9 protein-coding genes and 1 pseudogene are annotated in these 11,427 nt (G+C 64.4%); 6 read left to right on the forward strand and 4 right to left on the reverse strand.

Features of this window, described 5'->3' with window-relative positions:
• The coding region (locus HYH08_RS31670) for a hypothetical protein (protein ID WP_220013756.1) at positions 1–2,445 on the reverse strand (2,445 nt) is incomplete at its 3' end.
• 263 nt (positions 2,446–2,708) lie between these two features.
• On the opposite strand from HYH08_RS31670, the gene HYH08_RS31675 reads away from it, so the two are divergent.
• Entirely contained in the window at positions 2,709–2,885 is a 177-nt protein-coding gene (locus HYH08_RS31675) for a DUF2934 domain-containing protein (RefSeq protein WP_220013757.1), read from the forward strand.
• 5 nt (positions 2,886–2,890) lie between these two features.
• On the opposite strand, the gene HYH08_RS31680 is transcribed toward HYH08_RS31675, so the two are convergent.
• Entirely contained in the window at positions 2,891–3,493 is a 603-nt protein-coding gene (locus tag HYH08_RS31680) for a PadR family transcriptional regulator (protein WP_220013758.1), read from the reverse strand.
• A 199-nt stretch (positions 3,494–3,692) separates the two neighbouring features.
• Between HYH08_RS31680 and HYH08_RS31685 the strand changes: the two genes are divergently transcribed.
• The 4 genes from HYH08_RS31685 to HYH08_RS31700 all read left to right on the forward strand — a co-directional run bounded on the left by HYH08_RS31685 (position 3,693) and on the right by HYH08_RS31700 (position 9,422).
• Positions 3,693–4,079 (forward strand): nuclear transport factor 2 family protein, encoded by a 387-nt coding sequence (locus HYH08_RS31685; protein WP_220013759.1) that lies wholly within the window; start codon positions 3,693–3,695, stop codon positions 4,077–4,079.
• 39 nt (positions 4,080–4,118) lie between these two features.
• Positions 4,119–5,909 (forward strand): acyl-CoA dehydrogenase C-terminal domain-containing protein, encoded by a 1,791-nt coding sequence (locus HYH08_RS31690; RefSeq protein ID WP_220013760.1) that lies wholly within the window; start codon positions 4,119–4,121, stop codon positions 5,907–5,909.
• Positions 5,910–5,980: 71 nt separating this feature from the next.
• Entirely contained in the window at positions 5,981–7,189 is a 1,209-nt protein-coding gene (locus HYH08_RS31695; protein WP_220013761.1) for an acetyl-CoA C-acetyltransferase, read from the forward strand.
• Between the two features lie 19 nt (positions 7,190–7,208).
• Positions 7,209–9,422, forward strand: a complete 2,214-nt coding sequence (locus tag HYH08_RS31700; RefSeq protein WP_220013762.1) for an FAD-dependent oxidoreductase — start codon at positions 7,209–7,211, stop codon at positions 9,420–9,422.
• 437 nt (positions 9,423–9,859) lie between these two features.
• On the opposite strand, the gene HYH08_RS31705 is transcribed toward HYH08_RS31700, so the two are convergent.
• Complete coding sequence (locus HYH08_RS31705; RefSeq protein ID WP_220013763.1) at positions 9,860–10,168, reverse strand: hypothetical protein; 309 nt, start codon at positions 10,166–10,168, stop codon at positions 9,860–9,862.
• Between the two features lie 97 nt (positions 10,169–10,265).
• Positions 10,266–10,778, reverse strand: a pseudogene (locus HYH08_RS31710) (glutathione S-transferase family protein); the annotation flags it as partial.
• A gap of 126 nt (positions 10,779–10,904) precedes the next feature.
• Between HYH08_RS31710 and HYH08_RS31715 the strand changes: the two are divergent.
• Complete coding sequence (locus tag HYH08_RS31715) at positions 10,905–11,405, forward strand: MarR family winged helix-turn-helix transcriptional regulator (protein WP_220013764.1); 501 nt, start codon at positions 10,905–10,907, stop codon at positions 11,403–11,405.
• The last annotated feature ends 22 nt before the right edge of the window (positions 11,406–11,427 follow it).

An 11,427-nucleotide genomic window follows, 5' to 3' on the forward strand; every position in this document is an offset into this window, starting at 1 on the left:
GACCAGCAGCGAGCGGATTTTCGAGGTGATGGTCGAGCCACCTCCTTGACCCTGTTCCTGGCTCTTGGGACCGGCGGCATTTGCCGCCTTGGCTGCTGCCTTCGCGCTTGCCTTTGCACTTGCCTTGGCGCCGCGGGCCGGCTTTTCCGGCTGTGCGGCGGCGGCCTGCGCGGCGCGGCGCGCGGCGGCAATGAAGCTCGACGAGGACACCGGCTCCTTTGGAGCTGCGGGAATTTCGCTGATCGCGCTTTCGGAGGCGGCGATGCGCTCCGACGGCGTTGCGGCGCGGCTGCCCGGCCGTGTGCCCGGCTCGAGCGGATGGTCCGGCGGCAGTTCGGGCGCGATCGCGGCGCGGGCAGGGGCGGTGTGCGGCTCGAGGATTTCGCTGATCGCGCGCGGCGGCACCGGCTGTGCCATCGGCATCGGCGGCGGCGCGGCAGGCGCTGCAGCGTGGAATTCGCGCGGCGCCGCGACGAAGGCGGACTGCGCCGGGTATTGCGCGGCTGCGGGGTTCGGCAGCTCGGGCTTCGGATCGTATTTCGGCTGCTGCGGTGCTTGCGGCCGCGGCTCACGCCCGACAGGCGCGGGCTCCATCGGAGCGGCCGCTTGCATCGCCAAGGAAGCCGGCATGGAAGCCGGCATGGGCATCGGCTGCGGAGCAGGCGGCGCGCTGCGTACTGCGCGCAGATCGCCTTCGATCATCGAGAGGCGGTCGACGACATGGCCGAGCGCGCTGTGGACGGCGTCGAGCGAGTCCTGGGTGCTGCGGTTGGTCTCGGCCTGGCTGAATCGGATGTCCGAGAGCTCGCGCTTGACCAGATCGACCATGCCGGAATCGGCAGCCGGCGCCGAATTTCGGCTCTCGGCGAGGGCCGAATAGGTCGCCTGCTGGCGCTCGAGGTGGCGGAGGATGTCGTGCAGCCCGTCCTCGACGCGGCTCAAATTGCCGTTGCGCGGATCCGAGGCGGCCTCGATCCGCTCCAAGAGATACGAGACCCGCTGTTCGAGATGGGCGAAGGTCGAGGCGGAATCGTTGCCGACCTGCATGCGGTCGAACCGGTCAGATAGCGCGCGGATTGCAGCTTCCAGATGCTCGCTGCTCTCTGGCCGCTCGCGCGTTTCCAGCGCGGCGGTGAGCGCGGCGATGCGCTGCTCCAGCACGGCAAAGCTGTCGCTGGGACCGGTGGGGCGGGTGATCTGGTCGACCTTGGACGACAGCAGCTGCACGTCCTCTGATAGCCGCGCCAGCGCTTCGTTGGAGGCGACGTTGGAGACGATGCCGCGCAGCGCCGAGATCGCGCCTTCGAGCTGGCGCACGGTCGAGGGATCGTCATTGGCGCGCAGGATCAGGTCGAGCTTGGCGCCGAGATTGCGGATCGCCTCGTCATAGCCGGTGAGCTGCTCGGCCGGCGTCAGCGTGCGCAGCACCTGCTTGATGTCGGACAGTGCGCGCTCGATGCCCGACAGCACCTGGCCGTCGGTGCCGTTGGAGCGGGTTTCGTCGATGCGACGGTGCAACGAGCGGATCTCGTTCTCGATCGATTCGATCGCGCGCCGAGGCATCGCCTCGGTGATGGCCTGACGGATCTCGGCGAGCTCGCCGCGGAAGGCGTTGATCGCCTGCTCGGTATTGTCGGGGCGCTGCAGCGATTCGATCTGGCTCGTGATCTTGAGCAGATGGCGCTCGAGCGAGGAGAAATCCGGGCCCGGCTGCGGTGGCGGCGGCGGAGCATAGGCAGGTGCCGGCGGCGCCATCGGGGGCGTGTAAGGAGCGGCGTAGGGCGTTGCACCGGGGGCGATCGACGGCGCCGCGCGCGGCGGCACCTGGCGCGGCGCAAAGCCGTCGAGCTCGCTCTGGCGCGCGGTGATCTCGGCGACCGCGACATCGAACGAAGCGGGGCTCAAGGGCGGCGAGCTGCGATAGACCTGGGCTGCCGCGCGCTCGACCGCATCGGCCTGGCGCTGGCGCGTTTCAACGGGTGAGGGCGCAGGGGCCGGCCGCGGCGCAGAAGGCTGCTGGGGTTGCTGCGGCCGCGAGATTTGCGACAGGCGCGCATCGAGCCGCGAGATGGCGTCGTTGAGCTGGCGCGCGACGCCCTGCTCGCGCGAGACGTCTCTTTGCGCAGAGTCTTGGCGCGGTGCGGGTTTTGAAATCCGTTCGATCTGCTGGGTGATGGCGTCGAGCCGCTGGTGGATGTCGGCGACTTCGCGGCTCTCCTGGCTCGGCATGGGTTGCGGGCGCTGATCCTGACGTGGATCTTGGCGTGGATCCTGGCGCGGATCGCGCTGATCGTAAGGCGCGCGAAAATTCGGCGGGGCAGTCTCGCCGAGCGTGGAGTTCAGCCAATCGTTGAGCGACATGCCGGCGCGACGCGCGGCAGCTTCGGCCCGCTCTCGGACGGAGGGATCGATGCCGTCAGCACTCCACGATACGCGCGAATTCATGACTCTGTCCGGTTCCGACTTCGGCGCCCCACCCGGCACCTCCAGCCTCCCCACGCGTGCCGGTTGCAATCACAACCGGATTTGCCGCGGGTCGTCTGCCTCGAAAACCGACTTTTTCCTGTTACGGTAAATAACGGGTTAAGGAATGGGGCGCCGGTGTCTTAAAGTTGGGCGGCCCCGGCCCAGCTTGGCCCAGAATCCTGCGTTCCGGGAACTCTCTGCGTCCTGGCAGCTTGGAACTTGAGCAACAAAGGATGTTCGAGATGGCAGGTCTGACTGAAGAAGAAATCCGCAAGCGGGCCTATGAGATCTGGAAAGGCGCCGGCGAGCCAAGCGGGAAAATGGACACCTTCTGGTATGAGGCCGAAAAGCAGCTTCTGGCCGAACGGTCAGCGCAAGGCGAGGTGCCGCCCGGGATGACCGACAATCTGCCGGTTTAGCCGGATCACCCCTTCCCCTCCCGCTTGCCATCCTCCAGCGGCACCACCGTGCCCATTCCCGTGTCCTTGCCGCTCATCGCCGACAGCGCCTCCAGCGCCTCCTCGCAGAAGTCCGCGACCATCTGCTCGTGCCGGGCGCCGAGCTGGAGCAGCAGCAGGTTGCCGAGGTCGAGCACGCCTGATGCCGTACCATCCGGAAAGCGCTTCTTGAGGATGCGCTCGTAGTTGGCGTGGCGGTCACGGTGGTGCTCCAAGCGGTCCATCAGATCGGTCCGCATCGGCTCGATGTCGATACTGTCGAGCGCGTGCAGCCGGACCAGGAGGTCGTCCTTGATGGAGGGGGGTGTGCTCGGCCGCGCGGCCCAGTGCCGCAGCGCTGTTCGGCCTTCCGGAGTGAGCGTATAAATGAGTTTATTGGGTTTGCCCGTCTGCACGACCTCGCGGCCCTGGATGTAGCCGCGGTCGCGCAGCTTGGAGAGCTCGCGGTAGATCTGCTGGTGGTCGGCCTTCCAGAAGAAGCCGATCGAGGAGTCGAAGGTCTTGGCGAGCTCGTAGCCCGTCATCGGCCGTTCCGTCAGGCATGCGAGGATTGCGTCGCCCAGCGCCATGGCACCTGCTCCTTGTTAGTCCCGACCAATTGACTTGACTTTATGCGCATTGGTGCATATGCGTCAATGTGCATATGAGGTGGCCGAAGGTCGGGGCTGACGATCCGACCCGAAAATCAAACGGAATCAACTTCCTCGCTACTGTGCATGGGGTTGTTTTCGCGTTTTGGTGCCAAAGCCCTTTGGGAGGCAGCCTGAAATGACCGGTCTCGACGCCTGGTACGCCTTCATGACGTCGCACGACCACAAGGCGCTGTGGGACCTCCTGCATCCCGACGCCGTGTTCGAGAGCCCCGTGGTGCATTCGCCCCAGCGCGGCCGCGACATCACCTTCAAATATCTCGCCAGCGCCGAGAAGGTGCTCGGTGGTCCGGGCTTCACCTATGTCGGCGAGTGGCGCAGCGATAGCGGCGCCGTGCTCGAATTCAAGACCCAGATCGACGGCATCGAGATCAACGGCGTCGACATCATCACTTTCGATGACGAGGGCCGCATCACGAATTTCAAGGTGATGGTGCGGCCGCTCAAGGCCATCAACATGCTGCACCGCCTGATGGCGGAGCAGCTCGCCGCAGCCCAGTCCTAAGCCAGATCATTACTTCAGACCGCCCGCCGGGAGACCACCATGCCGATCTATAAAGCGCCCGTCGAAGACGTGAACTTCCTGCTCAACGACGTCTTCCAGATCGACCGCTACGATAACCTTGCCGGCTTTTCCGATGCGTCGAGCGACGTGCGCGAGGCGATCCTCGGCGAGGCCGCCAAGCTCGCCGAAGAGGTGCTGCAGCCGCTCAATCGCGTCGGCGATCTCGAAGGCTGCAAGCGCACTGAGGACGGCAGCGTGACCACGCCGAAGGGTTTCAAGGATGCCTTCAAGCAGGTCGCCGAAGGCGGCTGGCTCGGCCTGTCGGCACCGACCGAGTTCGGCGGGCAGGGGCTGCCGGTGACGCTGTCGCAAGCCGTCAACGAATTCCAGATCTCCGCCAACATGGCGTTCTCGATGTATGGCGGCCTCACCATGGGCGCGACCGCGGCGCTGATCGTCCATGGCTCGCCGGAGCAGAAGCAGACCTATGTGCCGAAGATGGTCGCCGGCGAATGGACCGGCACCATGAACCTGACCGAGCCGCATTGCGGCACCGATCTCGGCATGCTCCGCACGAAGGCGGTGCGCCAGGCCGACGGCAGCTTCAAGATCACCGGCACCAAGATCTTCATCTCGGCCGGCGAGCATGATCTCGCCGACAACATCATCCATCTCGTGCTCGCCCGCATCGAGGGCGCGCCGGCCGGCATCAAGGGCGTGTCGCTGTTCGTGGTGCCGAAATTCCTGGTCAATGCCGACGGTTCGGTCGGCGCACGCAACGGCGTCGTCTGCGGCTCGATCGAGCACAAGATGGGCATCCACGGCAATTCGACCTGCGTGATGAACTACGACAACGCCACCGGCTGGCTGATCGGCGAAGAGAACAAGGGCATGCAGGGCATGTTCGTGATGATGAACGAAGCCCGGCTCGGCGTCGCGGTGCAGGGCCTCGCGCAGTCCGAGGTCGCCTATCAGAACGCGGTCGCCTATGCCCGCGAGCGCATCCAGGGCCGTTCGCTCACCGGTGCGAAAGCGCCGGACAAGCCGGCCGACCCGATCATCGTGCATCCGGATGTGCGCCGTACGCTGCTGTCGATCCGCGCCTTCAACGAAGCCGCGCGCGCCTTCGTGATGTGGACCGCGTTGAAGAGCGACGTCGCCCACCGCTCCGAGGACCCGAAGGACCGCCAGGCCGCCGACGATCACATGGGCCTGATGACGCCGGTGCTGAAGGGCTTCCTCACCGATTACGGCTTCGCCAATGCGGTGCAGGCGCAGCAGATGTATGGCGGCCATGGCTACATCGCCGAGCAGGGCATGGAGCAGTTCGTGCGGGATGCGCGCATTGCCATGATCTATGAAGGCGCCAACGGCATCCAGGCGCTCGACCTGGTCGGCCGCAAGCTGCCGCGCGACGGCGGCCGCGCCATCATGGCCTTCTTCGGCGAGGTCGGCGCGTTCGCCAAGGAGAACGGCGGCGACGAGGCGATGAAGCCGTTCATCACCCCGCTGTCGACGTCGCTTGGCCATCTCCAGCAGGCCACCACCTGGCTGATGCAGAACGCGATGATGAAGCCTGACAACGCGGGAGCAGCCGCAACCGACTATTTGCATCTCTTCGGCTTCGTCGCGCTCGGCTACATGTGGGCGAAGATGGCGAAGGTGACGCTGGCGAAGATTGCCGCCAGTGGGACGACCCCCTATCTCTCCACAAAACTCGTCACCGGCCGCTTCTTCATGGAGCGCATGCTGCCGGAGACCGCGGCCAATCTCGCGCGCATCCAGTCCGGCGCCGCCACCATCATGGAACTGCCGGCGGAAGCCTTCTGAGGTTTCCCGCCCACAAATGATCGCGACCGCGCAGCGGTCGTCAGCAAGATAACCGCAATCAGGAGGCTCCCATGGCAGATGCCTATATCTACGATCACGTTCGCACGCCGCGTGGCCGCGGCAAGGCCGATGGCTCGCTGCACGAGGTGACCGCGCTCGCGCTCGCCACCGTGCCGCTGAAGGCGCTGAAGGACCGCAACAACCTTCCCGAAGATTCCGTCGACGACGTCATCCTCGGCGTGGTCGATCCGGTCGGCGAAGCAGGCTCCGACATCGCGCGCTTCGCCGCGCTCAAGGCCGGCCTCGGCGAAGCCGTCCCCGGCGTGCAGATCAGCCGCTTCTGCGCCTCCGGTCTCGATGCCGTGAACTTTGCCGCCGCCCAGGTGATGAGCGGCCAGCACGAGCTGGTGATCGGCGGCGGCGCCGAATCCATGAGCCGCGTCGGCATCGGCGCCTCCGGCGGCGCCTGGCCGATGGATCCCTCGATGGCCGTGCCTTCCTATTTCATGCCGCAGGGCGTCTCGGCCGATCTGATCGCGACCAAATACGGCTTCTCGCGCGACGATGTCGACGCCTATGCGGTGCAAAGCCAGCAGCGTGCAGCGAAATCCTGGGAGGAAGGCCGCTTTGACAAGTCGATCGTCCCGGTGAAGGACATCAACGGCCTGACCATCCTCGCCAAGGACGAGCACATGCGTCCCTCGACCACGATGCAGTCGCTGGCGCAGCTGCAGCCGTCGTTCACGATGATGGCGCAGATGGGCGGGTTCGACGGCGTCGCCGTGCAGTCGCATCCGGAAATCGAGCGCGTCAATTACGTGCACCACGCCGGCAATTCCTCCGGCATCGTCGATGGCGCCGGTGCCGTCCTGCTCGGCAGCAAGGAGGCCGGCAGCAAGTACGGCCTGAAGCCGCGTGCCAAGATTCGCGCGTTCGCGAATATCGGCTCGGAGCCTGCAATGATGCTGACCGGCCCGGTCGACGTCACCGAAAAGCTGTTCGCCCGTTCCGGCATGAAGAAGTCTGATATCGACCTGTTCGAGCTCAACGAGGCCTTCGCCTCGGTCGTGCTGCGCTACATCCAGGCCTTCGACATCGACAATGCCAAAATCAACGTCAATGGCGGCGCCATCGCGCTCGGCCATCCGTTAGGGGCCACCGGCGCGATGATCCTCGGCACCGTGCTCGACGAGCTCGAGCGCACCAACAAGTCCACCGCCCTGGTCACGCTGTGCATCGGCGGCGGCATGGGCACCGCGACCATCATCGAGCGCGTCTAAGGGTTGAGGAGCCATCAACATGTCGTACAAGAACTTCAAGGTTGAAACCGATTCCGACGGCATCGCGCTCGTCACCTGGGACATCCCGGGCCGTTCGATGAACGTGCTCGACGAGACCTCGACCAACGAGTTAGAGGGGATCGTCAAGGCGACCACGGCCGACGCCGCGGTGAAGGGCGTCGTCATCACCTCTGCCAAGGAGGCGTTCTGCGCCGGCGCCGACCTCTCCATGCTCGAAGGCATGAACCAGGCCTACGCGAAAGTTTTCAAGGAGCAGGGCGAGACCGCCGCGAACCAGATGCTGTTCGACCAGAGCCGCCGCTTCTCGCAGGTGCTGCGCTCGATCGAAACATCCGGCAAGCCGTGGGCGGCCGCGATCAACGGCCTCGCGCTCGGCGGCGGTTTCGAGATCACGCTATGCTGCCACTATCGCGTCGCCGCGGAGAATCCCAAGACCCGTCTCGGCCTGCCCGAGGTCAAGGTCGGCCTGTTCCCCGGCGCCGGCGGCACGCAGCGGGTGCCGCGCCTAGTGCCGCCGCAGGACGCGATGACGATCCTGCTGAAGGGCGAGCCCGTCACCGTCGAGAAGGCGAAGCAGCTCAACCTCATTCACGCCATCGTGCCGGCCGCCGATCTCATCAAGGCCGCGAAGGAGTGGATCAAGGGCGGCGGCAAGGCCGTCGCGCCTTGGGACGAGAAGGGCTTCAAGCTGCCCGGCGGTCCGGTGTTCTCCAAGGCTGGCATGATGATGTTCCCGGCCGGCAACGCGATCTATCGCCGCGAGACCTACGACAACTATCCGGCCGCGCGCGCGATCATGAGCTGCGTCTACGAAGGCCTGCAGCTGCCGATCGACGCTGCGCTTCGCGTCGAGTCGCGCTACTTCACCTCGGTGCTGCGCTCGAAGGAAGCGGCGGCGATGATCCGCAGCCTGTTCCTGTCGATGCAGGAGCTCAACAAGGGCGCGCGCCGTCCGAAGGACGTGCCCGCTACCAAGGTGAAGAAGATCGCCGTGATCGGCGCCGGCTTCATGGGCGCGAGCGTCGGCTACGTCTCGGCCCGCGCCGGCCTCGACGTCGTGCTGATCGACCGCGACCAGGCGAGCGCCGACAAGGGCAAGGCCCATGCGCAGAAGGTGATCGAGGAGCAGATCAAGAAGGGCCGCGCCAAGCCCGACGATGCCGAGAAGCTGCTCGCGCGCATCACACCAACCGCGGATTACGCTGCGTTGAAGGACGTCGACCTCGTCATCGAGGCCGTGTTCGAGGACCGCAAGGTCAAGGCCGAGACCTTCGCCAAGGCGCAGGAATATCTCAAGCCCGACGTGATCTTTGCCTCGAACACCTCGACACTGCCGATCACTTCGCTGGCAGAGAGCTTCAAGGACGAGGGCAAGTTCGTCGGCATCCACTTCTTCTCGCCGGTCGAGAAGATGATGCTGGTCGAGATCATCAAGGGCAAGAACACCGGCGATGTCGCGCTCGCGACCGCGCTTGATTACGTCCGGCAGATCGGCAAGACGCCGATCGTCGTCAACGACTCCAGAGGCTTCTTCGCCAATCGCTGTGTCGGCCGTTATGTCGCCGAAGGCAACGAGATGTTCCTCGAAGGCGTGCCGCCGGCGATGATCGAGAACTGCGCCAAGATGGCCGGCATGCCGGTCGGCCCGCTCTCGCTCTCGGACGAAGTCGCGCTCGACCTCGGCCTCAAGATCATGAAGGCAACCGAAGCCGATCTCGGCCCGAACGCCATCAACCCCGATCAGAAGAAGCTGATGGTGGAACTGGTCGAGAACCAGGGCCGCCTCGGCCGCAAGAACAGCAAAGGGTTTTACGATTATCCCGAGAAGGGCAAGGGCTCGAAGAGCCTGTGGCCCGGTCTCTCGGCGCTGCAGCCGAAGCAACTCGATCCTGATACGCTCGACGTCGAAGAGTTGAAGCAGCGCTTCCTGGTGGTGCAGGCGGTGGAAGCCGCGCGCACGGTGGAGGATCACGTCATCACCGATCCGCGCGAGGCGGATGTCGGATCGATCCTCGGCTTCGGCTTCGCGCCGTTCACCGGCGGCACGCTGTCCTACATTGACTTCATGGGGCCTAAGAAGTTCGTCGAGCTTTGCCACAAGCTCGAAGCGAAATACGGCTCGCGGTTCGCCCCGCCGAAACTGCTCGAGGAGATGGCGGCAAAGGGTGAAACCTTCTACGGCCGCTTCGCGCCGAAGAAGGTGGCAGCCTGATCGGTTGAAGACGTTTAAGAACGAAAGGCCGGATCGTCGATCCGGCCTTTTTCTTTTGATGACGTCATCACGGTTGCGTCATGAAGGTCTTGGATTGTGGACAAGTCACAATATCCGCCTACGAACCATGCCAGAGTTCCAGTGCGGGGAGAAATTGCCACGGCCGCGTAAAAGCAATGCCGTTCTTTCGCTCGGCTCTGGCACTAGTTTTGCTAAGAAATTGAGGTCAGCCAGCGGTCAGACCGCTGCCGGAAGCCGACAGGCTGCCGAAGACGAGGAAAGTGTCTGCAATGAATTCGCTTGCGCTTCAGAAGACCATGCGTGACCGTGAACTGGGCACGAAATATGGAGCTGCTTCTGCGCTTGCTCGCTTCCAGCCACACCCGAACGGAGTACGCCTGCGGCGAAAGGGGCCGATGTTTTGGGCGGCCTTGGCGCTACTTGTGCTGGCGGCGGATACCTTGCTCGCGCTGCTCGCTTGGGGCGCCGTCGATCGCGTCCTGAAGTGAAATCTCGCGCCTGTGCATCAGATAAGTCGCGGCTAGATAGGCGAGCTCCGAGGCGACGAGACAGCCGGTAATGGTCGTGACGCCTGCGACGATGCCAAATCCGTAAACGTGAAGAATGATTGCCGCAAGCAGCGCAATCAGAGGTGAAATGAGGATCAGAGCCCAGACTCGATAAGTGAATCCGGTGGCCAGTCCTGCCAATGCGCTTACAAAAATCAACAAAAGGGCGATCGTCAAATTCAACCCCGATGAGAGCACTTTTGATCTGCAACCGCAGCTTGGCGCCCTTCGGGCGGGAACAAGACAGAAGTACTTACATAGTGCGAACGGTGGTTCATAAGTCCAATCGCAGGTATGATGATCCCCTGAAATTGGGTTCAGGCTGCACCCGTGGCCGCGCTGCGACGAGGGCTTTGTAGGCGGCGAGGTTCGGCATCGCCGAGCGGTCGAACTTCATCCGATCGCCTCGGGTCAGCATCGCGAAACAATAGCCGCCGCCCCCGTGGACTGGGTCGTTCAGCGCCGGGGCGAACAGCGGGCTGAAACTCTTGTGGATCTCCGACGGCAGGAAATTTATCCATTCGAGCCGCTTGTAGCGTTCGGCGCTGCCATGGGCCGGCGCCAGGGCCTCAGCCTGGTCGGCGATCATCTGGACAATGACCGGGGCTTCGGTCACGATCTCGCCCCTGTCGAGGCCCAGCGCAGGCCCATGTCCCTCGGCGATCAGCTTCAGATAATCCTCACCATTTCGAGCTTCCTGGCCCGGTATCGACCCTGACCAGCCGACTCCAGGAAAGCGCGATGTGGGGTGACGGGAGCACGCGCCAGGCGAGTCATAGAGTTTTAGGGAATTTCCTCCTCTCGATGCTTGGTTTGGGCGAAAGACCGACTACATGCGCCTGCATGGAATAGTCAAGATTGATGCAGGTGCATCGAGTGGGGTAAGAGACGGACGACGAGCTTGAGCGGGACCATGAAACGCAAACCATCGACCGAGGCGACCTCCGCCTGGATCCGCCTGATGCGGGTGCAGAGCCGCGTGCTCGATTGTGTCGAGCAGGATCTGAAGAAGGCCGGCTTCCCGCCGCTGGCCTGGTACGATGCGCTGCTTGAGCTGTCCCGGGCGCCCGGGGGCGAGCTGCGGCCGGTCGAGCTCGAACGGCAGATGCTGATCCCGCAATATTCCACCTCGCGCCTGATCGACCGCCTGGTCGACGAGGGCCTCGCGTGCCGGCGCGAATGCAAGATCGACAAGCGCGGCCAGTTTGTGGAGATCACGGAGGCCGGCCGCGAACTCCAGAAGCGGATGTGGGGCGCCTATTCGGCCGCGATCGAAAAGTATGTCGGTTCGAAACTGTCCGATGCCGATGCCGTCAAGCTCAGCGGTCTGCTCGACCGTCTCGGCTGCTCGTGCGGCGAGATGAAGCTGCCGCCCGTCGCCAATAACACCAACGAAACCACGCCATCGCGATGACTCGCGCAGCGCACCAGCTCGG

It is taken from the genome of Bradyrhizobium sp. BR 10289 (genome assembly GCF_019455385.1).
Classification (GTDB): Bacteria; Pseudomonadota; Alphaproteobacteria; order Rhizobiales; family Xanthobacteraceae; genus Bradyrhizobium.

Excerpts from the sequence above, each read along its gene's own strand:
- HYH08_RS31675 (WP_220013757.1), top strand. The coding sequence starts at position 2,709 with ATGGCAGGTCTGACTGAAGAAGAAATCCGCAAGCGGGCCTATGAGATC.
- HYH08_RS31680 (WP_220013758.1), bottom strand. The coding sequence starts at position 3,493 with ATGGCGCTGGGCGACGCAATCCTCGCATGCCTGACGGAACGGCCGATG.
- HYH08_RS31685 (WP_220013759.1), top strand. The coding sequence starts at position 3,693 with ATGACCGGTCTCGACGCCTGGTACGCCTTCATGACGTCGCACGACCAC.
- HYH08_RS31690 (WP_220013760.1), top strand. The coding sequence starts at position 4,119 with ATGCCGATCTATAAAGCGCCCGTCGAAGACGTGAACTTCCTGCTCAAC.
- HYH08_RS31695 (WP_220013761.1), top strand. The coding sequence starts at position 5,981 with ATGGCAGATGCCTATATCTACGATCACGTTCGCACGCCGCGTGGCCGC.
- HYH08_RS31700 (WP_220013762.1), top strand. The coding sequence starts at position 7,209 with ATGTCGTACAAGAACTTCAAGGTTGAAACCGATTCCGACGGCATCGCG.
- HYH08_RS31715 (WP_220013764.1), top strand. The coding sequence starts at position 10,905 with ATGAAACGCAAACCATCGACCGAGGCGACCTCCGCCTGGATCCGCCTG.